General features: G+C 61.6%; 23 protein-coding genes. 13 read left to right on the top strand and 10 right to left on the bottom strand.

Annotated features, from left to right (window positions below; all coding sequences use genetic code 11):
* Positions 1-14: 14 nt before the first annotated feature.
* From GWE18_RS05955 to GWE18_RS05945, 3 genes are all read right to left on the bottom strand, one after another.
* Positions 15-632, bottom strand: a complete 618-nt coding sequence (locus GWE18_RS05955; protein ID WP_275184873.1) for a hypothetical protein — start codon at positions 630-632, stop codon at positions 15-17.
* A 106-nt stretch (positions 633-738) separates the two neighbouring features.
* Positions 739-1,236, bottom strand: coding sequence for a xanthine phosphoribosyltransferase (gene gpt, locus GWE18_RS05950; RefSeq protein WP_275185153.1), 498 nt, complete (start codon positions 1,234-1,236; stop codon positions 739-741).
* Between the two features lie 71 nt (positions 1,237-1,307).
* Positions 1,308-2,039 (bottom strand): molybdopterin-binding protein, encoded by a 732-nt coding sequence (locus tag GWE18_RS05945; protein ID WP_275184872.1) that lies wholly within the window; start codon positions 2,037-2,039, stop codon positions 1,308-1,310.
* Positions 2,040-2,258: 219 nt separating this feature from the next.
* Here GWE18_RS05945 and GWE18_RS05940 point away from each other — a divergent pair, with 219 nt between their 5' ends.
* The 3 genes from GWE18_RS05940 (at position 2,259) to GWE18_RS05930 (ending at position 5,593) form a co-directional block, all read left to right on the top strand.
* Positions 2,259-3,677, top strand: a complete 1,419-nt coding sequence (locus GWE18_RS05940) for a circularly permuted type 2 ATP-grasp protein (RefSeq protein ID WP_275184871.1) — start codon at positions 2,259-2,261, stop codon at positions 3,675-3,677.
* Between the two features lie 16 nt (positions 3,678-3,693).
* A complete protein-coding gene (locus GWE18_RS05935) occupies positions 3,694-4,638 on the top strand; it encodes an alpha-E domain-containing protein (RefSeq protein ID WP_275184870.1) in 945 nt (314 codons plus the stop codon).
* 112 nt (positions 4,639-4,750) lie between these two features.
* Positions 4,751-5,593: a transglutaminase family protein gene (locus GWE18_RS05930; protein ID WP_275184869.1), complete on the top strand. Its 843-nt coding sequence runs from the start codon at positions 4,751-4,753 to the stop codon at positions 5,591-5,593.
* A gap of 125 nt (positions 5,594-5,718) precedes the next feature.
* Here GWE18_RS05930 and GWE18_RS05925 read toward each other — a convergent pair whose 3' ends face one another.
* Entirely contained in the window at positions 5,719-7,329 is a 1,611-nt protein-coding gene (locus GWE18_RS05925) for an ABC transporter substrate-binding protein (protein WP_275184868.1), read from the bottom strand.
* A 172-nt stretch (positions 7,330-7,501) separates the two neighbouring features.
* Between GWE18_RS05925 and GWE18_RS05920 the strand changes: the two genes are divergently transcribed.
* Positions 7,502-8,260 (top strand): proteasome-type protease, encoded by a 759-nt coding sequence (locus tag GWE18_RS05920; protein WP_275184867.1) that lies wholly within the window; start codon positions 7,502-7,504, stop codon positions 8,258-8,260.
* 13 nt (positions 8,261-8,273) lie between these two features.
* Positions 8,274-9,038, top strand: coding sequence for an SDR family oxidoreductase (locus GWE18_RS05915; protein ID WP_057852443.1), 765 nt, complete (start codon positions 8,274-8,276; stop codon positions 9,036-9,038).
* Between the two features lie 235 nt (positions 9,039-9,273).
* Here the strand turns inward: GWE18_RS05915 and GWE18_RS05910 are convergent, their stop codons facing one another.
* Positions 9,274-10,311 (bottom strand): glycosyltransferase family 2 protein, encoded by a 1,038-nt coding sequence (locus GWE18_RS05910; RefSeq protein ID WP_275184866.1) that lies wholly within the window; start codon positions 10,309-10,311, stop codon positions 9,274-9,276.
* A 172-nt stretch (positions 10,312-10,483) separates the two neighbouring features.
* Here GWE18_RS05910 and GWE18_RS05905 point away from each other — a divergent pair, with 172 nt between their 5' ends.
* Together GWE18_RS05905 and GWE18_RS05900 are read left to right on the top strand one after the other, a co-directional pair.
* Entirely contained in the window at positions 10,484-11,758 is a 1,275-nt protein-coding gene (locus GWE18_RS05905) for a glycosyltransferase family 87 protein (protein WP_275184865.1), read from the top strand.
* A 55-nt stretch (positions 11,759-11,813) separates the two neighbouring features.
* Complete coding sequence (locus tag GWE18_RS05900; RefSeq protein WP_275184864.1) at positions 11,814-13,064, top strand: nucleoside transporter C-terminal domain-containing protein; 1,251 nt, start codon at positions 11,814-11,816, stop codon at positions 13,062-13,064.
* 130 nt (positions 13,065-13,194) lie between these two features.
* On the opposite strand, the gene GWE18_RS05895 is transcribed toward GWE18_RS05900, so the two are convergent.
* Entirely contained in the window at positions 13,195-13,743 is a 549-nt protein-coding gene (locus tag GWE18_RS05895) for a cupin domain-containing protein (protein ID WP_275184863.1), read from the bottom strand.
* A 151-nt stretch (positions 13,744-13,894) separates the two neighbouring features.
* Entirely contained in the window at positions 13,895-14,182 is a 288-nt protein-coding gene (locus GWE18_RS05890) for an usg protein (RefSeq protein ID WP_275184862.1), read from the bottom strand.
* A 380-nt stretch (positions 14,183-14,562) separates the two neighbouring features.
* Here GWE18_RS05890 and GWE18_RS05885 point away from each other — a divergent pair, with 380 nt between their 5' ends.
* From GWE18_RS05885 to GWE18_RS05865, 5 genes are all read left to right on the top strand, one after another.
* A complete protein-coding gene (locus GWE18_RS05885) occupies positions 14,563-14,877 on the top strand; it encodes a co-chaperone GroES (RefSeq protein WP_057852438.1) in 315 nt (104 codons plus the stop codon).
* A 90-nt stretch (positions 14,878-14,967) separates the two neighbouring features.
* The gene (gene groL / locus GWE18_RS05880) at positions 14,968-16,614 is read left to right on the top strand and encodes a chaperonin GroEL (protein WP_275184861.1); all 1,647 of its coding nucleotides are present in this window, start codon (positions 14,968-14,970) and stop codon (positions 16,612-16,614) included.
* Between the two features lie 395 nt (positions 16,615-17,009).
* A complete protein-coding gene (locus GWE18_RS05875) occupies positions 17,010-17,471 on the top strand; it encodes a phasin family protein (RefSeq protein ID WP_275184860.1) in 462 nt (153 codons plus the stop codon).
* A gap of 205 nt (positions 17,472-17,676) precedes the next feature.
* Positions 17,677-17,886 (top strand): hypothetical protein, encoded by a 210-nt coding sequence (locus tag GWE18_RS05870; RefSeq protein ID WP_275185152.1) that lies wholly within the window; start codon positions 17,677-17,679, stop codon positions 17,884-17,886.
* 44 nt (positions 17,887-17,930) lie between these two features.
* On the top strand, positions 17,931-18,128 hold the full coding sequence (locus GWE18_RS05865) for a hypothetical protein (RefSeq protein WP_275184859.1): 198 nt from the start codon (positions 17,931-17,933) through the stop codon (positions 18,126-18,128).
* Between the two features lie 107 nt (positions 18,129-18,235).
* Here the strand turns inward: GWE18_RS05865 and GWE18_RS05860 are convergent, their stop codons facing one another.
* The 3 genes from GWE18_RS05860 to GWE18_RS05850 form a co-directional block, all read right to left on the bottom strand.
* Positions 18,236-18,997 (bottom strand): Crp/Fnr family transcriptional regulator, encoded by a 762-nt coding sequence (locus tag GWE18_RS05860; protein WP_275184858.1) that lies wholly within the window; start codon positions 18,995-18,997, stop codon positions 18,236-18,238.
* Between the two features lie 332 nt (positions 18,998-19,329).
* Positions 19,330-19,881 (bottom strand): MarR family transcriptional regulator, encoded by a 552-nt coding sequence (locus tag GWE18_RS05855; RefSeq protein WP_275184857.1) that lies wholly within the window; start codon positions 19,879-19,881, stop codon positions 19,330-19,332.
* A gap of 9 nt (positions 19,882-19,890) precedes the next feature.
* A complete protein-coding gene (locus GWE18_RS05850) occupies positions 19,891-20,850 on the bottom strand; it encodes an alpha/beta fold hydrolase (protein ID WP_275184856.1) in 960 nt (319 codons plus the stop codon).
* A 162-nt stretch (positions 20,851-21,012) separates the two neighbouring features.
* Between GWE18_RS05850 and GWE18_RS05845 the strand changes: the two genes are divergently transcribed.
* Positions 21,013-22,671, top strand: coding sequence for a serine hydrolase (locus GWE18_RS05845; protein WP_275184855.1), 1,659 nt, complete (start codon positions 21,013-21,015; stop codon positions 22,669-22,671).
* The last annotated feature ends 116 nt before the right edge of the window (positions 22,672-22,787 follow it).

The raw sequence follows: 22,787 nt of genomic DNA, 5'->3' as shown, positions 1-22,787 counted from the left end.
CGGCACCACCTTCGCTAACTACACGCACTCGGATGCAGCACGCACCGATAACCCGCGCCCAGCGCGCGCAGCGTCGATGGCGGTGTCAGCAGCATCGCATTTTCGATTTCACCGTTCACCTCGCTGTAACCCACCATCGACCATTGCAGCGCCCTGCCCTGCACAATCACAAAATTCTCCTCACCCGCCTGCACCATCGCACCATCAGGCAATTGCGCCGCCGGCATCGGCAGCGGATGCAGCCGCTTCTTGCCGCGGTCCAGCCGCTCGCGATGCAGCACGGCATCCATCTCCCGCGCGCGAATGTCCGCAACGCCATTGCCCGCCTCCCACGCCGCGCGAAAACGGTTGGCATCGTCGCGGCGGCAGAAGAAGCAGGGACGATGGCCGGCCGCGAATGCGGTGGCTTCGTCGAGAAAAAACAGCTCGGTCCAGCTCCGCCCGCCCATAACCTTGCGCCGCCATCCCCTGAACTCACAGACGCAGGTGATCCAGGCCGGGCTCGACCAGCGCTTCCTCAATAAGGTTTTGGTCGCGGGATCATGGATGATGCCGCGATTGCCGGTGAACAGGCCGCGATGCGGGGTGGCGATGATGTCGCCTGTCGGCGTGACGCGGTTTTGGAGGGGCATAGGGGGTTCGACTATACTCCGTCATTCCGGGATGGTCCGAAGGACCAGACCCGGAATCTCGAGATTCCGGGTTCGATGCTTCGCATCGCCCCGGAATGACGATACATCACCCCGCCCCGTCGCGGATCGGCGGCTGGAACGACAGCGCGGTGTCCCAGGGAAAGTGAATCCAGGTGTCCTGCGACACTTCGGTGATGAAAGTATCGACCAGCGGCTTGCCCTGCGGCTTAGCGTAGACCGCTGCGAAATGCGCGTCCGGCATCATCGAACGAACCAGCCGCCCGGTCTTGCCGGTGTCGACGAGGTCGTCGACGATCAATAGCCCCTTCCCTGTGCCGCCGCCGAGTTTTGCTACGTCGGCCGAAACACCCTTGAGCGCCTTGAGGTCGCCCTGCCTGGTGTGGTCGTAGCTCGCAATACAGACGGTGTCGATCACGCGAATGCCAAGCTCACGCGCAACGATGGCCGCCGGCACCAGCCCGCCGCGGGTAATCGCGATGATGGCGTTAAATGGCCCGACCTCGTTGAGCCGCCAGGTCAGCGCCCGGCAGTCGCGGTGAAACTGGTCCCAGGAGACCGGAAAGGCCTTCTCCGGCGGCGCCATCACGAGCGCGCTCCAGCACGATTTGTCACTGTTGTTCTCCGTAGCTTTTTAAAACCGGATCACTCGCATCGCTACCTCGGGATGTTCGCCAGCATCTCCTTCACCGCATTCATCGCGGCGTTGAGCTTTTCGGGATCGCGCGAGCGGACCACAAGATTGGTGTTCGGCTTCTTGTCCTCATCCATGAACGGATAGCTGCCGATGATCGTGTCGGGATGGGCGATCGCGATCTCGCGCAAGGGACCGCCGATGTCGCCTTCCCGCGCATTGGCGCGGACCGAGTCCGACAGCATCCGCACGCCAGATTTCAGCTTCGGCGAAACGATGTCCATCATCGCCTGCATGATCGAGGGAATGCCGGCCATCACGATGACGTTGCCGAGCTTGAAGCCGGGCGCCAGAATGGTGGCGCTCTGGATCAGTTCGGCGCCGTCTGGCACGCGCGCCATGCGCAGCCGCGCCTCGTTCAGATCCTGCTCGCTCCAGCGCTCGCGGAAGCGCGCCACCACCTCCGGGTGATGGTCGATCCCGACGCCGAACGCCTTGGCGACGCTGTCGGCGGTGATGTCGTCATGGGTCGGGCCGATGCCGCCGGTCGTGAAGACATAGGTGTAGCGATGCCGCAGTGCATTAAGGGCGTCGACAATGTCGGCCTCGTCGTCGGCGACGATACGGACCTCCTTGAGGTCGATCCCGATATTGGTCAGGTACTCGGCGATGAAGCCGATGTTCTTGTCCTTGGTCCGGCCGGAAAGGATCTCGTCGCCAATGACCAGAATACCCGCCGTGACGATCTCACTCATGACTTCTCCCCACCTGCCCCGTACTTTGCGCAAGCAACGCATTGAAGTCACGGGGGTTTGCTGCCGAAATAAGCACCCGGCAGCCTTTTTTTAGGGCAGTGCGGCCGGCTACCCACACGAAATGCCGCAAGCCAATGCATATCGCGCTGGCCCGAGCCTTGCTACCATCCCGTGAAGTCATGCACTGTGCCGCGTGGCTTCGAGAGATAGTCAGGATTTATGGCAGTTGCCTTCGACGAAATGAACGGGCCTGGCGGCGAGCTTCGCCCGGCCTATCGGGAGCTCTCCCGCTGGCTGAAGGAGACGCCTCCGGACGCCCTGGAATATCGCCGCCAGGAGGCGGAACTGCTGTTCCGCCGGATCGGCATCACCTTCGCCGTCTATGGCGACGCCGAAGCCCAGGAACGGCTGATCCCCTTCGACGTGATCCCGCGAATCATGTCGGCGAAGGAATGGACGGTGCTGGAGAAGGGCCTGAAGCAGCGGGTCCGCGCGCTCAACATGTTCCTGCGCGACATCTATCACGGCCGCGATATCCTGCGCGCCAATATCGTTCCCGACGACCTGATCTTTCAGAACCCGGTGTTCCGTCCGGAGATGAACGGCCAGAGCGTGCCGCACGACGTCTATGTGCATATCGCCGGCATCGACATCGTCCGGGTCGACGCCGACAACTTCATCGTGCTGGAGGACAATGCGCGCACGCCCTCGGGCGTCTCCTACATGCTGGAAAACCGCGAAATCATGATGCGGCTGTTTCCGGACCTGTTCGCCCGTCACCGCGTAGCACCTGTGGAACGATATCCGGACGAACTGCTGTCGGCGCTGCGCTCGGTGGCGCCGCTATCGGCCTCAGCCGAGCCGACGGTCGCGCTGATGACGCCCGGCGTCTACAATTCCGCCTATTACGAGCACTCCTTCCTCGCCGACAAGCTTGGCATAGAGCTGGTCGAGGGCCGCGACCTCATCGTCAAGAACGACGAAGTGTTCATGCGCACCACCGAGGGCTTAAAGCGCGTCGACGTGATCTACCGCCGCGTCGACGACGACTTCCTTGATCCCTTAACGTTCCGCCCGGATTCGGCGCTCGGCGTCCCCGGGCTGATGTCGGCCTATGCGGCCGGCAACGTGACGCTGGCGAATGCGGTCGGCACCGGCATTGCCGACGACAAGGCGATCTACTCCTACATGCCGGAGATCGTGAAATTCTATCTCGGCGAAGAGCCGATCCTGAAGAACGTGCCGACCTGGCGCTGCCGCGAGCCGAAAGACCTCGCGTATGTGCTCGACAATTTGAGCGACCTCGTCGTGAAGGAAGTCCACGGCTCCGGCGGCTACGGCATGCTGATCGGCCCCGCCGCGACCAAGGCGACGATCGAGGCGTTCCGCGACAAGCTCAAGCGCGAGCCGGAGGGTTTCATCGCCCAGCCGACGCTGGCGCTGTCGACCTGCCCGACCTGCACCGCCTCCGGCCTCGCGCCGCGCCATGTCGATTTGCGCCCGTTCGTGCTGACGGGGAGCAAGCACGTCACCATCGTGCCGGGCGGGCTGACGAGGGTGGCGCTGAAGGAAGGCTCGCTGGTGGTCAATTCGAGCCAGGGCGGCGGCACCAAGGACACCTGGATACTGGACGAATAGAGAGCGAAATCTTCGTATGCTGTCGCGCACCGCCGAAAACCTCTACTGGCTGGCCCGCTATGTCGAGCGCGCCGAATATATCGCGCGCACGATCGACGCGACGTTGCGCGTGACCGCCCTCCCCGCCACCTATATCGGCAAGACCAATGAATGGGAATCGGCGCTGCTGACGGCTGGCGTCAGCGCCAGCTTCTATGACGTCTATCAGGAAGCCAACGAGCAGAACGTCGTCGAGTATCTGGCGTTCTCGCCGTCCAACCCGTCCTCGATCAAGAACTGCATCGAGGCGGCGCGGCTCAATTCGCGCTCGGTGCGCACCGCGCTGACCTCGGAGATGTGGGACACCATCAACTCGGCCTGGATCGAGCTCGGGGAGCTCTGGGGCAAGGGCACATCGAGCCGCGAAGAACTGGCGCGATTCCTGCGCTTCGTGCAGGAGACCTCGCTGAGGTTCGACGGCTCCGCCTACCGCACCATGCTGCGCAACGACGCCTACTGGTTCTCGCGGCTCGGCCTGCACCTCGAGCGCGCTGACAACACCGCTCGCATTCTCGATGTGAAATATCATGTGCTGCTGCCCGAGGAGGAGCATGTCGGTGGCCCTCTGGATTACTATCAGTGGACCTCGATCCTGCGCTCGGTGTCGGCGCTGACAGCCTATCACTGGGTCTATCGCGAGACGTTGAAACCGTGGCTGATCGCCGACCTCCTGATCCTCAACGACACGCTGCCACGCTCGCTGGCAAGCTGCTACAGCAATCTGGTGCGCAACCTCGACCAGATCGGCGTCGCCTATGGCCGCCAGGGCGCCTCCCAGCGCCACGCCCGCGGGGTGCGCAACCGGCTTGAACACAGCCATATGGACGATATCTTCCAGCACGGCGTGCATGAATTCATTCAGGAATTCATCGCTGATAATGCGCGGCTCGGTGAGATCATCACCAGGCAGTATTTGATATAACCAGGCACCGTCATTCCGGGATGGCGCGCAAGCGCCAGACCCGGAATCTCGAGATTCCGGGTTCGATGCTTCGCATCGCCCCGGAATGACGGCACGAACGAAGAGACGCCCAATGCGCCTGCGAATTGCCCACTCCACCAGCTATCGCTACGAGCCACCGGCCTCCGGCGTGATCCAGATCCTGCGCATGACGCCCGGCAGCCATGACGGACAGTATGTCGCCGAATGGCAGATCGACGTGTCGACGGACTCCCGCCTCGACATGCATCAGGACGCGTTCGGCAACGTCACGCATGTTCTCACCCACGGCGCGATCGCCGACCTCACCATCCATGTCGAGGGCCTGATCGAAACGCACGACACCGGCGGCGTACTGCGCGGCACCGACGAGCGTTTCCCGGCGGGCCTGTTCCTGCGCCAGACCGCGCTGACCGAGGTCAATCCGGCGATGGCGACCTTCGCCCGCGAGCTGCGCTCGGAATCCGACGGCGACGTGCTCGGCTTCCTGCATGCGCTGATGGTGCAGATCAACGAGCATATGACGTTCGATGAGGACCCCACCAATTCAGGAACGTCGGCAGCGGAAGCTTTTGCGCTCAAGCGCGGCGTCTGCCAGGACTACGCCCACATCTTCATCGCCTGCGCCCGTTCCGGCGGCGTGCCGGCCCGCTTCGTCTCCGGACACTTCCTGCGCTCCGACGGCACCATCCATCAGCAGGCGGGCCACGCCTGGACGGAAGCCTATGTACCTGACCTCGGCTGGGTCGGCTTCGATACCGCCAACGGCATCTGTACCACCGACGCCCATGTCCGCGTCGCCATCGGGCTCGATTACCTCGGCGCCGCACCGGTGCGCGGCACCCGCTACGGCGGCGGCACCGAAACGCTGACGGTGGCAGTCAAGGTCGAACAGGCCGGGCGGCCGGGCCAGTGGCAGAGCCAGTCGCAGTCGTAGTAAGCACCACAAACTCCCCTCATCCTGAGGAGCCGCGAAGCGGCGTCTCGAAGGATGGGCCGCAGGCGCGATCGGGGCCTCATGGTTCGAGACGCGCTACGCGCTCCTCACCATGAGGGGAAATACTATTTATCCAGCCACACATCCTCAAACCGCAGATTGTTGTACTGGCTGTTGGCGTGCGGCTGGAAATTCTTCACATAGGGCTGCCAGCAATTGCCGGCTGTGCTGTGCAGGATGATCGGCCGCGCCGCGTCCTCGACCAGGAGCCGCTCGATGTCCCATACCATCTTTTTGCGCTTTTCCATGTCGAGCTCGCCCGATTGCGCCGCCAGCAGCCGGTCGACCTCGGCGTTGCAGTACTGGGTGTAGTTGCGCTCCGACTTGCAGGAGTAATTCTCGACGATATTGCCGTCGGGGTCGTCGACGCTGACCCCGGTGATGTTCAGCCCGATCGTGTAATCCTTCTTCGCCAGCCGCGCGTACCAGCGCGGCGTATCGAGAATGTCGAGTTCGCCGACAATGTAGATCTTCTTCAATTGGTCGGTCAGGATCACGGCGGGGTCGCGATAGGTCGGCAGGTTCCTCGTCTGGATCTTGATCGGCAGCGGCTTGGAATCGCTGTAGCCGAGCTTCTGCATGATCGCCTGCGCCTCGGCGATGTTCTTCTCGCTCTCCGGGCCATACCCCGTCAGCGACGACACCATTTCCGGCGGCATGCCCCACTCGCCCTCGGGCTTGGCCAGCATCGCCCCGCCCATGCGCGCCAGCCCCTCCATCAGGATCGTGTTGAAGGGCTTGCGGTCCAGCGCCAGCGACATGGCTTTTCTGATGTCCGGATTGTCGAACGGCGGATTGACGCGGTTGACCATCAAATTGATCTGCGTGCCCGTCGTGGTCATCTCGCAGATCGCGTGCGGCGCCCGCGCCTTCATGTCGCGCATTAAGGGAACGCTGACGTCGGAGGGAAAGGTGATGTCATATTCGCCGGTCGCAAAGGCCAGCATGCGCGTGGCGCGGCTGTCGATCATCCGGAACGTGATCTCATCGAGATAGGGACGGTCTTTCTTCCAGTAGTCGGGATTGCGCACCAGGCGAACGGACTCGCCGCGTTTGAATTCGACGAATTTGAACGGTCCCGTGCCGACGGGCCTGGTTCGCATGACTTGCTGCGGCACATGGCAGGGATAGACCGGCGAAAACGCGCTGGCGAGCAATACCGGCAGGCTCGGCTGCGGTTCGTTCAGCTCGAAGGTTGCTTCATGATCGCCGTTGATGGAGACATCCTGCAGCTTGGTGTACCAAACCTTGCGCGGATTGCGGTGAAAGTCCTTGGTCTCGGTCTTGCCGATCAGCATCCGCCAGGTGCACTGCACGTCCTTGGCCGTGAACGGCTGGCCGTCGTGCCATTTCACGCCCTGCCGCAGCTTGAAGGTCAGCTTCGTGCTGGTGGAATCCCAGGACCAGCTTTCCGCCAGATCCGGAATAACCGTATCGACGCTCTCGTGGACCTTGGCGGGATCGAACACGACGAGGTTGTTGAAAACAGCCGCAAACGGCGTCACCGAGGCGATGGTCGCTTCCTCGTGCAGCGAGGTCGAGGGTGGATTGTCGTTGTGATAGAGCCGCAGCGTGCCGCCCTTCTTCTGCGCCGCGGCGGGAACCGCCGTGAGCAATGCGATGCAAAGCGTCGCCAAAGAGAAGGTGAGTTCGCCTGACAGCCGGCTGGCGCGCATGATGGCCTCCCAATGTTTCTTGTTCTTGTGGGAGAGCCAGCGTGCCGGAGGCGGCGGATTTAATCAATATCCGGCCGGCGCATCCCGCGCCACGGGGATTTGGGGTTGGATGCCCCCGCGAAATTGGCTACTAGTTTGGCCGCCCAAAAACAGATGCGTTCGGGGACTTGGCATGACCTATTGTTGCGGAATTCTGGTGCGGGACGGTCTGGTCATGATCGCGGATACCCGCACCAATGCCGGCCTCGACAACGTCTCGACCTTCCGCAAGCTCCATATTTTCTCCAAACCCGGCGAGCGGATCATGGCGATCGCCAGTGCCGGCAATCTGGCGATCAGCCAGTCGGTGCTCTCGACGCTGACCGAGGGCGTCGAAGACCACAACACCGGCGAGCTCGAGACGCTGATGAACGCGCCGACCATGTTCCAGGCGGCGCAGCGCATCGGGCGCGCCATCCGCCTGGTCCATGCCACCGAAGGTCCGGCCCTCCGATCCGAAGACGTCAGCTTCGACGTCTCCTTCCTGTTCGGCGGACAGATCAAGGGCTCGCGGATGCGGCTGTTCATGGTCTACACCGCCGGCAATTTCATCGAATGCACCACCGACACGCCGTACCTGCAGATCGGCGAGCACAAATACGGCAAGCCGGTGCTCGACCGCGCGATGCATTACGACGTCGAACTGTATGAGGCGCTGAAGACCGGCCTGATCTCGATGGATTCGACCATGCGCTCCAACCTCGGCGTCGGCCTGCCGATCGACGTTCTGGTGGTGCGCGCGGATGCCTGCGAGGCCGACCTCAACCACCGCATCGAGGCGGGCGAGCCCTATTTCCACGATCTCCGTTCCCGCTGGTCGGCGGCGCTGCGCGCGGCGCACCAGAATATTCCAAGACCACCCTACAAATCCGAAACAGAAACAAAAAACTGAAGGCGAGGAAACAATGGCCGACGCAACAAACAAGATCGCGCTCGTCACCGGTGCAGGCACCGGCGTCGGACGCGCGGCATCGCTGGCGCTGATGAATGCGGGATTCACCGTGGTACTCGCCGGACGCCGCATGGAGATGCTGGAGGAAACCAAAAAGCTCGGCGACAATGTCGGCAAGAGCCTGTGCGTCTCCGCCGACATGACCAACCCCGGTTCGATCGCAGCGCTGTTCGCCAAGGTGATGGAAACCTACGGCCGGCTCGACGTCCTCTTCAACAACGCCGGCATGGGCGCGCCGCCGGTGAATTTCGAGGATCTCAGCCTCGAACAGTGGCAGGCGGTGGTGAACACCAACCTCACCGGGCCGTTCCTGTGCACGCAGCACGCCTTCCGCATCATGAAGGATCAGAACCCGCGCGGCGGCCGCATCATCAACAACGGCTCGATCTCGGCGCACGCCCCTCGCCCGTTCTCGGCGGCCTATACCTCGACCAAGCACGCGATCACCGGCCTCACCAAGGCTTCCAATCTCGACGGCCGCATGTACGACATTGCGGTCGGCCAGGTCGACATCGGCAATGCCGCGACCCCGATGACGGACCGCATGGTCGCCGGCCCCGGTGTGATGCAGCCCGATGGCACCATGAAGCACGAGCCGCGCATGGACGCGAAGGCGGTCGGCGACGCCGTCGCCTACATGGCCGGCCTGCCGTTAGATGCCAACGTGCTGTTCATGACCGTGATGGCAACCAAGATGCCGTTTGTAGGACGCGGTTAGCAAACTTCGCAGCATGTCGTCCCTGCGAACGCAGGGACCCATACTCCGCGGCGCTAATTGGACTACGAGCCTTCTACCGCTCGTGTGCACATGAGAGATCACGCGGCATGGGTCCCTGCGTTCGCAGGGACGACATGCCGAGGCCGAGCGGACCGGTCTGCCAAATGGCCGAGCCCTCGCCGGATGTCAATGTTTCCGCGTTCAGCCGTTCCAGAGAAGTCGCGCACATCGCGCGCTATGCCTGCCGGCGGACCGTCTGCGGGCCGTCATCGCTCGCCTCCGGTGCGCTTGCTTTAGCAAGATCGTCTGTGACAGCGGCGAGGTTCGGAGCCCGGATCAGAAACGGGTGCAACGGTTCGCGGGGGCTCGAACTGATGTCGTAATTCAGGAACGACAGCATCAGCTGGAATCCGATCAGAAAAGTCAGCGCTGCGATCATGATGGTTCCGGTCGGCACCAGTTGATCCCCCGCCGCCCACCAGTGGTACAATCCAAATACGAGACCGAAGCCGAACAGTGCAGTGCCCGCGACAAGCTGAATCGACGCCAGCGAGAATTCGCGAAAGAAGTAGCGGTACAGAATCCGGCGGAAGGTATTGCGTAGATGTCCGCTGAAGAACGGCGCGAGCTGATGCGAAATGCGCAGATTCGATACTTCCTCGCCATACGACGCGCGCATCGGAAACTCGACGACTTTGGCGCGGATCAGCCCAAGATGAAACAGCAGGTCGGTTTCGAAGAAGAACCGCTTTGTGATCCGCTCATCGTCGAGCAGTTCTGCGACGCGTGCATGAATGGCAAAGAAGCCGTTGGTCGGATCCATAATGGTCCAGTAGCCGCTTGACAGTTTTGCCATGAACGACAGGGCGAGATTGCCGATCAGCCGGGCCTTCGGCATTGACGCCGCATTGGTGAGGAAGAAGAAGCGATCGCCTTTGACGTAGTCAGCCTGTCCGCTGGCGATGGGGTGGATCAGTGCCGGCACCTGTGACGGGTCCATCTGTCCATCGGCATCGATCTTCACGATGATATCAGCGCCATGTGTGATCGCGTAACGCATGCCCGTCAGGAAGGCTCCGCCGACGCCCCGGTTTGTATCGTGCATCAAGGGGACGACACGCGGATCAGAACAACGGTTCGCAACCACGAGCGCCGTACCCTCGGGGCAGCCGTCATCGACGACGATAATCATCTCTATTTCAGGACCGATCGCCTTGATGACCGGCAAGATCGTGGCTGCCGCGCGGTATGCAGGGATGACGACGCAATTCATCGGTTGAAACCGCTGCCGCACCGGTTGTCGGGCATCGAACGTCTGATGCTGATCATCCCCTAGCTTTGCTGGTTTCCCCTAAAGAAGATCTTAAGTTGCAGCATATAATTTGCATGCCGCATGAATTTTCGGCCGGCTTCCGGCCATTTGAGACATTCAGGGGCGGATCGCGATGCCAGACGAGAGCCTGTCCAATCCGGATCATTCGCGCAGGCCGCTGTTTCTGGGTACTCTCGTCCCCCAGACCGACGACCCGGAAAACGCAGAATTTCTACGAGGTCTGCTGCTGCTCGGCGGCGCGATGTTCGCGCTAACGCTGTTGGCTTATGCTTGCACCACCAACTGGACCTGGCCGTTTCCGCGCGACAAGGTCACGCTGGTACTGGGACGCGATTTCCTGAACCTGTGGATGTACGGGCACGCGGTCCTGGATGCCGATCCCGCCCGATTCTACGATCTTGCGACCTACAATGCCGAGCTCGCCAAGCTGCTCGGCCCCGGCTATCCCGGACAGAACTGGCCGAACCCGCCGACAGCCCTTGTCGTGATGGCGCCGTTCGGTCTGCTTGCCTATTTCCCGGCCCTGATCGCCTGGTTTTCGGTCAGCCTTCTCGCGTTCTACCTCGCAGGGCGCCGGGAGGTTGCCGACGAGCGTACTCTCGTGGTGGTTCTGGTCTCGCCGGCCGCCTTGCTTTGCGTGCTCTCGGGCCAGAGCTCATTGCTCACGACTGCTGCCCTGCTCGCGATCTTCGCTTCGCTCGACAAGCGACCTGTCGTCGCCGGCGTGCTGATCGGGCTGCTCACGGTGAAGCCGCAGCTTGGCGTGTTGTTTCCGTTTGCGCTGATCGCGTCTGGGCGCTGGCGGGTTTTCTTGTGGGCTGCGATGACGGCGGTTGTATTGTTCACGATCAGCGTCGCCATCGGCGGTCCGGAGAGCTGGCATGACTACATCACCAAGGCAATGCCGTTGCAGCGCGAAGTGCTGCGCGATCCTGCCGGCACCGCGGTGCCGTTTCAGTCGAGTATTTTCATGAACGTGCGCGGGCTTGTAGGCAATCGCGCCGGTGAAATGATCCAGCTTGCTTTCGCCATTGCGGCCGTCGCGGCCGTAGCCGCCGCGTTCCGTTATCGTAAAGACGGCGATGCCAGGCAGTTGCAGGCATTGTTTCTGGCCTGCACAGCGAGCGCTTCGCCCTATCTGGGCTCCTACGATTTGCTGCCGCTGACATTCGCAAGCGTCGTGCTGCTCGCGGAGGGAAAACTCGACGCAACCGGACGCCGCCTTGCCCAGCTCGTTTTCTGGGTCCCGGCGCTGCAAGTGATGTTGGGCACACTGCAAATTCCAGGACCCGGATTTGTCGCGCCTGCGTTCGCCGCCTATCTCCTGCTAAAATTATTCGCACCAGCGGTGCCGAGCAACGCGACCGCCGCTGCCGTCAGCCGATGACGCATTGCGTCATTGGCGCCCCTACGCCCATAATAGCATTGGCTTTGGGGGATTCATGCTGCAACTACAATCGGCATTTGGCGTGCTGGCGTTGCTGGCGATCGCATGGTCGCTCAGCGAAAACCGCCGCGCGGTTTCGTTGCGGCAAATGGCGGTTGGCCTTGCCGTCACCGTCGTCACGGCGCTGGTGCTGATCAAGCTGCCGCCGGTGGCAAGGGCGTTCGGCGCCATCAATGACGCCGTCAACACGATTTCGGCGGCGACGCGCGCCGGCACTTCCTTCGTGTTCGGCTATCTCGGCGGCGGCTCGCTCCCCTTCGACTTGAAAGCGCCGGGCGCGGATTTCATCCTGGCGTTTCAGGCGCTGCCGATCGTGCTGGTCATGAGCGTCCTGACGACGCTCTTGTTCTATTGGCGCGTGCTGCCGCCGATCGTGCGCGGCATGGCGTGGCTATTGGAGCGCACGCTCGGCGTCGGCGGTGCGGTGGGACTGTCGACCGCGGCCAATATCTTTCTCGGCATGGTCGAGGCGCCCCTATTCATCCGGCCCTATCTGGCGCAGCTCACGCGTAGCGAATTGTTCCTGGTGATGACCGGCGGCATGGCCGGCATCGCCGGCACCGTGCTGGTGCTCTACGCGACCTTCCTCGCGCCGCTGATCCCGGATGCGGCGGCGCATTTTGTCATTGCCTCGGTCCTCGGCGCGCCGGCGGCCATCCTGGTCAGCCTGATCATGGTGCCGGAGACTTCGGACAAGCGCACCGGCGGATCGTTGGAAGATCCCGACATGCATGCATCCTCCACGATGGACGCCATCGCCAAGGGTACCACTGCGGGACTTGAGCTTCTCCTGAACATCGTCGCCATGCTGCTGGTGCTGGTGGCGCTGGTCTATCTCGTCAACGCCATGCTCGGGCTGTTGCCCGAGATCGGCGGCGCCAAAATTTCGCTGCAGCGCCTGCTGGGCTACCTGATGGCGCCGGTGTGCTGGTTGATGGGCCTGCCCTGGCCGCAGGCAGTCACCGCGGGCAGCCTGATGGGCACCAAGACTGTGCTCAATGAACTGATCGCTTATGTCGAGCTGTCAAAGCTCGGCGCTGATACGCTCGATCCGCGCTCGCGGCTGATCATGCTCTATGCGATGTGCGGCTTTGCCAACTTCGCCAGCCTCGGCATCATGATCGGCGGCCTCGGCACCATGGCGCCGGAGCGGCGCGAGGAGATCAATGCGCTGGGGCTGAAGTCGATCGTATCGGGCACGCTGACGACGTGTTTGATGGGCGCGGTGGTAGGGGTTTTGAGTTAAGACTCTCGCCGTCATTCCGGGGCGGTGCGAAGCACCGAGCCCGGAATCCATCGGGCCGCAGCACGAGAGGCGAAATGAATTCCGGGCTCGCGCTGCGCGCGCCCCGGAATGACGGCAAGTTAAATGACAGCTAACTCGCCAATTCCACCGTCTTGAACTCCGCCGGCAAAATCACTTCCAGCAATTCGACGTCGTCGGAATAATCCATGATCAGATGCTTGATGCGCGGCGGCTGGGTCCAGGTGCTGCCTTCCTTCATCAGCGTCTCGCCCTGGCCTTCCATGTAGGTCTTTACCCAACCCTTGAGCACGTAGACCATCTGGAATTCGACATCATGGTAATGCAGTTTTGAAACTTCCGCCGGATTGCAGGGACCTTGCAGGCGGATCACATGCGCCTGCGCCAAACCGTGCGTCGCCTCCGCGATGCCGAGGTCGCGGTACTTTGCGTAAGTGCGCAGGCCGTCGGCTTTGAAATCTTCTTCGCGGTAATGGCTGATGGCGATGCGCTGCTTCGGCCGCGCCTTCTTGGCCGGTTTGGGCTTGGCCGCCGCAACGCCCCTCGCCTTCGACTTGATGGTCTTGCGGGCTGAGGACTTGGCTGCCGTCTTGTGGCCCGACCATTTCTTTTTCACAGCAGGCTGCGCCGCAGCGCGCGACGCCACTTTCTTCTTGGCCATGGGTACCTCCCCTTTTGTTTGTGGCGGGAGGCTAACACGAATTCATTTTCGTAGGGTGGGCAAAGGCGCTCTTGCGCTGTGCCCACCATCTATCCAGGCGTTTGGCTTGCAATGGTGGCACGCTTCGCTTTGCCCACCCTACCCGTCCTTCTCAATGCAGCCGAAACACGCCATCCACCGCGCGCAACTCGGCCGGCTTGATCAGCCTGGAATGCGCGACCGTTACGGAAAACAGCGGGCCATCAAGCTTTTCCTGCCAGAAGGCGAGGAAATCCTTCAGCGCCGGGAATTTCGGACAGAGATCGTAGTTCTGCCAGACATAGGTCTGCAGCAATGAGGGATGATCCGGCATCCGATACAGGATTTGCGCCGTCGTCAGCCCGTAGCCCAGCACCTGCTTCCGGAAGTCGTCGGAAGCAACTCCAACCCGCGAGACCATGCCAATACCTCCATTTCAGGAGCGCATTGTCGTGGTGGCCACACACCGAGCCACCCCGGCGGAGATGCGCTCACATGAGAGAAATGTGACGCACGATACCAACCCATCACAAGCCTAAATGTTTAATGATGTGTTGAAAATTCGCGCGTTAGCAGCAGCTTACCGCACGTGCTAATACGGATCCGGAGGCTCCGCCGGCCGGATTAATCATGATGAATGAAATTGGCAGGCGACATATTTGAGTGCCAATTTTTCTGCTAGAAGCCCTTGTCCCCCGAACAAGTCTGGCCTATGTCCTGCGCAGCCGAGCTGGCACTCGCTGGCCCGGACTGCCAAAATTCCAGAATCTGACAACATTTTCAGAAACTTAGGAGGACTGCATGAAATTCCGTCCGCTTCACGACCGCGTCGTGGTCAAGCGCATCGACGCCGAAGAGAAGACCGCTGGCGGCATCATCATTCCGGACAGTGCCAAGGAAAAGCCCTCGCAGGGCGAAATCGTCGCCGTTGGCCCCGGTGGCCGTGACGAAGCCGGCAAGCTGATCCCCATCGACCTCAAGGTCGGCGACCGCGTGCTGTTCGGCAAATGGTCGGGCACCGAGGTCAAGATCGACGGTGAAGAGCTCCTGATCATGAAGGAGTCCGACATCATGGGCGTGCTCGACGTCCCCGCTTCCAAGAAGAAGGCCGCCTAAGCGCTTCGCCTGCAACGCTCACCCTGAGGAGCGCCGCAAGGCGCCTCCCCGACAGGGTGAGAGACAAGCATCAACTCAGGGAAACCAAATATGTCAGCCAAAGAAGTCAAATTCGGTGTCGATGCCCGCGACCGCATGCTGCGCGGCGTCGACATCCTCAACAACGCCGTCAAGGTGACGCTCGGCCCGAAGGGCCGCAACGTCGTGCTCGACAAGTCGTTCGGCGCACCCCGCATCACCAAGGACGGCGTCACCGTCGCCAAGGAGATCGAGCTCGACGACAAGTTCGAGAACATGGGCGCCCAGATGGTGCGCGAAGTCGCCTCCAAGTCCGCTGACGCGGCTGGCGACGGCACCACCACCGCGACCGTGCTCGCGGCCGCGATCGTCCGTGAAGGCGCCAAGTCGGTTGCCGCCGGCATGAACCCGATGGACCTGAAGCGCGGTATCGACCTGGCGGTGGAAGCCGTGGTCGCCGACCTCGTCAAGAACTCCAAGAAGGTCACCTCGAACGACGAGATCGCCCAGGTTGGCACCATCTCCGCCAACGGTGACAAGGAAATCGGCGACTTCCTCGCAAAAGCGATGGCCAAGGTCGGCAACGAAGGCGTCATCACGGTTGAGGAAGCCAAGTCGCTCGACACCGAACTCGACGTCGTCGAAGGCATGCAGTTCGACCGCGGCTACATCTCGCCCTACTTCGTCACCAACGCCGACAAGATGCGCGTTGAGATGGACGATGCCTACATCCTGATCAACGAGAAGAAGCTGTCCTCCCTGAACGAACTGCTGCCGCTGCTCGAAGCCGTGGTGCAGACCGGCAAGCCGCTGGTCATCGTCGCCGAAGACGTCGAAGGCGAAGCCCTCGCCACCCTCGTCGTCAACCGCCTGCGCGGCGGTCTGAAGGTCGCGGCCGTCAAGGCTCCGGGTTTCGGCGATCGCCGCAAGGCCATGCTGCAGGACATCGCGGTTCTGACCGGCGGTCAGGCGATCTCGGAAGATCTCGGCATCAAGCTCGAGAACGTCACGCTGCAGATGCTCGGTCGCGCCAAGAAGGTGATGATCGACAAGGAAAACACCACGATCGTCAACGGCGCCGGCAAGAAGGCCGACATCGAGGCGCGCGTTGCCCAGATCAAGGCGCAGATCGAGGAAACCACCTCGGACTACGACCGTGAGAAGCTGCAGGAGCGTCTGGCCAAGCTCGCGGGCGGCGTCGCGGTGATCCGCGTCGGTGGCGCGACCGAAGTCGAGGTGAAGGAGCGCAAGGATCGCGTGGATGACGCGATGCATGCAACCCGTGCGGCGGTTGAAGAAGGCATCGTGCCGGGCGGCGGCGTCGCCCTGCTGCGAGCCTCCGAGCAGCTCAAGCGCATCAGGACCCAGAACGACGACCAGAAGACCGGCGTCGAGATCGTGCGCAAGGCGCTCTCCGCGCCCGCCCGCCAGATCGCGATCAACGCCGGTGAAGACGGTTCCGTCATCGTCGGCAAGATCCTCGAGAAGGAGCAGTACAATTACGGCTTCGACTCGCAGACCGGCGAATACGGCAATCTGGTCTCCAAGGGCATCATCGACCCGACCAAGGTGGTTCGTGCGGCGATCCAGAACGCAGCGTCGGTTGCGGCTCTCTTGATCACCACCGAAGCCATGATCGCCGAACTGCCGAAGAAGAACCAGGGCGCCGGCGCTGGCGGCATGCCTCCGGGCGGCGGCATGGGCGGCATGGACTTCTAAGTCCAGCCACTCCGGCGACTATCCAAGGAATGCAAAACCCCGGCAGCGATGCCGGGGTTTTTGTTTGGGCAGACGATGTAAATACCCGTCACAACACAGCAAACGCCGACGCCTCGCCTGCAACGCAACGCTGAAGAAAAGGCTTCCTGCTCCCTGAGATATCCCTGTTATGCACAACGCTCCGCAAATATACGATCGTATGCGTTGACAATCTCGAAAAAAATTTCTGCGAGAGTCGCAATTCGAACCGACGCTCCGCTTCTCTTAGGCCAAAGTCGTATCGGGTCGGGGCTAAATCAAAGCTCATCCAAAATCTGGTCGAACACGGAGCGCGAGCTCTCGTGACGCCTGCGAGCGTCGCGGAGAATGCTTTCGCTTGAGAGGAGTAATGCTGCGTGAGTGAAAGCGAAATGAAAGTGACACTGAACGGAACCAATGTTTTCGGGATGCCGCTCTTGGACTTCTCGAAGATCGCCTTGCCTGGCATCGGCGGCAACGAGCAGGCCCTCGCCCGCGCGCGGGAAGGCTTTGAGAAGATCAGGGCCGCGTCGGAGGGGATGACGGAAGCGCTGCGCGAGACCTATTCGGGTAACGCCAGAAGCGCGACCGACTACGGGCTGAAGGTGTTTGAAATCTCAAACGCCAATACCGCCTCTGCGCTCGACTTCTTGATCCACCTCTGCGGCAGCAAGTCAGCGACTGATGTCTTTACCTTGTCGGCGGCGCAAACGCGCAAGGCGTTTGATACCGCTTCCGACCAGAACAGGGAACTGTGGGCGCTTGCCCAGAAGGTTGCGACCGAAACGGGTGAACCGATCAGGAAGCACTTCACCAAGGTTCTCCACCAAGCAGACTGAAAAATCCACTCAGTTCAGGTCCAAGGAGGGATCCGGCCGGTTGGAAAAAGCCCGGCGAGCATGCAGCCCCCACTGGCCTTGCTCGACCAAACAAGGTGCGCGATGCCCCCCAAGTAACCCGCACCGACAACAGGCGCAATCCAACCGGCCGGTGCTTATTTGCAGGAAACTACAAACTACAATGACGATCGCAATGGAGGGCGACATGGGTATGGTGATGATCAAATGTCCGCAAACCGGACACGCGATTCCCACGGGCATCAAGACTGATCGCGAAAGCTTCGGGCGCCGCGCGGTGTTTTTCTCGCGCACGCGTTGCGTGATCTGCCACACCGATCACACTTGGTTTGCGCGCGAAGCCTGGGTCGACGAACCGAGCATCCGGGTGCATCGCAGCGCCGGCGTCCCGGCGTAATCGTCGACTGAGGTCAAGAGTGACGATCGCGATGGAGAGACACCATGGCGCGCATGCAAACCCCATCTGAAACTTCAACCTGGCTGCTGCAGGCCAAGGACTTTCTCGCCGAAGCACGACGGCAGAAGCCTGGCCCCGAGCGCAACGAGCTGCGTCAAACGGCGAAGGTGCTGCGCGAGCTTGCGAAACTCGAGGCCGCATCCGAGCAAGCCCTCGAACGTGATTGGCGGCAGGGAACCTGATCGAGCGGAATATCCGCTCGTTGAAGGGCTTTTCCCGGAACGCCACAGCGCACGTCGCGTGCGTGGAAAGTCAGACGTAGAAAGTCAATCGGTCGCGCGAAACGCGCTCACCTGACGTTGCCCGATTTGATTCCGGGGATGCGCCCGACTTCGAGCAAACCCCTTGCCCGGGATTGGTCCGAATTCGTTGAGAGAATCTCCTCGACTTCGAGACGCATGGCCCGATGGCATTCGCACGCCGCCGCCGCGAGCCGCGCCCGGTCGATCTCGATCAGGCCTCGTCGATCGGATCTGATCGCTCCGCGCGCGCGCAGATTACGCATCAGGAGCGTCACGGTCGTACGCCGCACACCGAGCATTTGCGACAGCGCGTGCTGGGTGAGCGGCAGCACATCATGGTCGACGCGGTCGCGCAACTGAAGCAGCCAACGGGCCATGCGGGCTTCGACCGGGTGCAGCGCGTTGCAGGCCAAGCCGAGTTGGAACTGCATCAACATCGCCTTGACGTGATTCTGAACCATGCGTCGGATCGCGGGACTGCGGTTAAAGACGCCAAGAAATCGCGATGCAGGGATCCGAGAGGCGGTGCCGGCCGCGCGAACGACGGCTGTCGTGGCCGAAGGTGATGGCCCGAGCACCGAAAGCATGCCAACGGCTCCCTCACGCCCGATTGCCGCGGTGGCAACCGTGTGCCCGTCCGCCATGTCGATCATCAAGGTGATCGCGCCGTTGTGGGGAAAGACGACGTACTCGATGTCGTCACCCGCCTGCGAAAGGACCGCATCCTGATCGAGCGCGATCATCTCAAGTTCGGGTTCCAGCACATCGAAATCCGATGCAGGCAATGCTGCAAGAAGGCGATTGCCCATTCCGCCGCGAGGCTTCACTGCGGGGAACCTGCAGTGACGCGTCTGGGGCGTGCTCCATTTCGAGTGTCGCGAAACGATGGTTTTAACATAAATTGAATCTGCTCTTTACTCGTACTCGTCAACACGCTCACTCTAACAAATAAACCCCGCCGCTCGGTTGCAAGACGGCTTCTGCTCACAGGGAGCTTAAGTAGTTAGATGCAAATGGGCCGCCGGACGCAACCGTAAAATACGCATGGGTAATACGGTAACAGTACGGGGTAATGCGGTTCCAATTCCGGCGCATGGCAAGTGCTCTACCCCTCACCCTGCGTGCCTGCAAACCGCACCGGTCAATACGGCTTGGCCCATGCGTCGGCGGCAGCGATGATCTTGCCGAACAGCCGGACGAGTTCGCGCCGCTCTGCCGGATCGAGCGTTTCCAGCATCTGCTTTTCGCGTTCGACAAAGCTCTTTATGATCGCGGCGTAGGTGGCTTGTCCGGATTCGCTCAAGTGCAAGACCCGCCGCCGGCTGTCGGCGATATCGGTCTTCCGGGTGATCAGCCCTTTTTTCTGAAGCAGCTTTACCGCACTCGCAATGCTGGTCTTGGGTCGGCCGGTCACGATGCTGATCTGCTGGGCGTTCAGGCGCGGCCGCCGCGTCAGGCAAAACAGGACGATCCATTCGGAACGCGTCAGCTTGAACGACCGCTCCATCATGGCCACCAGCGGGCCGACGTAGAAATTGGCGATGTAGTTCATGCGATACGCAACGGGTATCGGATTGTCCTTCAGGATGGCCTCGAGCAGCAATCCGTGAAGCACGCGTTCTCCGGGCTGCCACCCGACGTTCAACGCTTCCGCCTTGCCGGTCCCGCGCTTCGCTGCTGCTCTGCCCGCCATTGCTGCCACTCAACTTCCTGCCAGGAAGATCGCTATCGCCCGGTATAGGTGCATGTGATTTTTCTCGATGCAGAGGAAATGAGAGCCACCGGCTATTTCCAGACAAGATTTTTCGTTCGATCCGATGGCCGCTTCGAGCCCAAGCATATCGGTCCTTGTCGAGGTGGTATCGCATTCTCCCCGCGCCAGCAGAACGCGAGCCCTGATCGTCTGCGGGTCGTACAGCGGATGGCCATTGAACACCTTGATCAGATCGGCAAATGCGCCGTTCGGACAACGAAACGCCGGCGGATGACATAAGCCGGAACGCGGATCGTTCGCAGCCAGCGTCTCAAACAGCGAATCCACCACGCCATCCTCGCGCACATCCCTGGGATCGCCGGCAACATCCCCGTCCCAGCGCGCGACAACGTCATCCCTGGTGATCAGACGATAGGCGCCGAAATGGCCGGCCAGCCGACGCGTGTCGGCGGGATCGCCGATCCGCCTCAGCCACATCGCGTTCTTCTCGGCAAACAGCGGCGCGTAGAGCACCAGCCTGCGTACTTCGGCGATATGTCCGCTGGCGTACCACCCGGCGGTGATCGAGCCCCACGAGAATCCGATCAGATCGATCGATTGAACGGCGCGCCGTTGCAGAATGGCTGATACCGCAGCGCCGATGTCCTCGACGGCGTGCAGGGCCCGCGAAAACGGCAGATGCGCGTCCGGCGGCGCATTCATCACACCGTGCGCGACCGATGCACCATAGCCGCGAACATCGATCGCATAGACGAAGCGGCCGCCGCTCGCGAGCTCCCGCATCAGCGAGTATCCGGCAACGGGAAGATCGAACAGGGCCGATCCGAACGAAGCGCCGTGCATCAGCAGCACCGGCGGATAGACGGCCTCGCCTGCCGGCGCCATCTCCCACAAGCCGAGCAGTTCGCCGTCAGCCGCCTCGATCCGCAGCAATCGTTTCGTTGTCATCGCCATATCGCACTCGCGAAATCCCGCATCGCATCACCTGCATTCTATTCCAAGGTATATAGTGCGATGTCGTACTAATTAGTCTAGCCTCGCTCTATAAAAGAAGCCGCCGGCTGCGCCCTGCGCCCCGAAGCAGGCTTCGAAACAGGGGGAGCAGCAACCATGCGCAACATCGCTTTGGCACTCGTGATGGCGGCGGGCACCGCGCTGGCGGCGCCAATCCCTTCCCTCGCACGCGACGCAGTCGTCTCCTCACCCGCTTCCCGCGCGGGATTCGATACCGCAAAGCTGAAGGCGGTCGTGACGTGGCTGAAAGCCGACGTCGACAAGGGAAGAATACCGGGCGCGGTCGTCCTGATTGCCCGCGACGGGCAAGTGGTCCTTCATGAGGCCGTGGGATGGGCCGACAAGGACAAGAACATTCCGATGCAGCGCAATTCGATCCATCCGATCGCCTCGTCGACAAAGCTGATTACCACCGTGGCTGCGCTCCGCCTGTTCGAGCAGAACAGATTGTCCGTGATGGCGCCGATCGCGGCCTATCTTCCCGAGCTGAAGGATCTCAAAGTATCCGTCGAGAAGAAAGACGCCGGCGGCAATGTGACGACTGAACTGGTTGCGCCCGCGCGCCAGCCGACGGTTCACGATCTGATGACCCACCGCGCCGGCTTTACCTATTTCTTTTTCCCGCCCAATCCGTTGCGCACCAAATACAAGGAGCTCGGCATCGACCGCGTCGACAACATGACCGCCGACGAGATGCTGCAGAAGCTCGCCACTCTGCCGCTGGCGTTTCCGCCGGGCTCCTCGTTCGAATACTCGATTGCAACCGATCTGCTCGGCCACATCGTCGAGCGGATCACCAAGAAGCCGCTCGACGCCGCGCTGAAGGAACTGGTCCTCGATCCGCTCAAGATGGACGAGACCACGTTCTTCGTTCAAGGCAGCGCGGTCACACGCTACGCACGGCCGCTGCCGACGGATCCGGATAAATGGGTGTTCGACTGGCTGGACGTCACGCGGGCGCCCAAGCGGCTTTCCGGCGGCGCCGGAATGGCATCCACGACGGGCGACTACTTCCGGCTATTGCAGTTGCTCGCCAATGGCGGAACGCTCGACGGCACCCACCTGCTCTCCCCGATGACCGTGCGATGGGCGTTGGCCGATCAAATCGGAACAATGCGGGGAGTTGCGCATCCGGGCGATGGTTTCCTGGAGCCTGGTCAATCCCGTCAGGGTAAGCGCCGGCGGCGCTCCCTTCCAGGGAAGCGTTGGCGACCTGTTCTGGGGCGGCATCACCGGGCCGCGCTACTTCATCGATCCCAAGGAAAATCTGGTCGGCCTTGTCTTCGTACAAGGCCCCTCGGTCCGCGCCGCCTATCATGCCGAACTGCGATCGCTGGTCTACGGCGCGATGATATCGAGCAAGAGCGAGAAGTAGATGTTGATTTTTGTCTAGCGCTGGCAATAGCGTCCCTCGTCATTCCGGGGCGCGCCTTGGCGCGAGCCCGGAATCCATTGATCCGCTCGCTCATGGCTTACTACGTCTACCTCCTCGCCAGCGACAAATACGGAACGCTCTATCTCGGCGTGACGAACGACATCGTTCGCCGTGTATATGAACACAAGAGCAAAGCCGTCCCCGGATTCACAAAGCGATACGCCGTCGACAAACTGGTCTGGTTCGAAATCTACGATGATCCCGTAACGGCGATTACGCGTGAAAAAGAATTGAAGAAATGGCGGCGGGACTGGAAGATCCGATTGATTGAAGAGCGCAATCCACAGTGGATCGATCTATATCCGCAAATATCGGTCTGAGATTCTGGATAAGTGGATTCCGGGCTCGGCGCTTCGCGCCGCCCCGGAATGACGAGCGAGGAATGTAGCGCCACTCGGGATCACAACGAGCCCGACCCATGGCCAAGCGAAGGAGC

This window comes from Bradyrhizobium sp. CSA112 (assembly GCF_029051645.1).
Lineage (GTDB): Bacteria > Pseudomonadota > Alphaproteobacteria > Rhizobiales > Xanthobacteraceae > Bradyrhizobium.
Note: the sequence above shows the minus strand (reverse complement) of the source record. Positions and strands in the feature narration are given on the sequence as shown.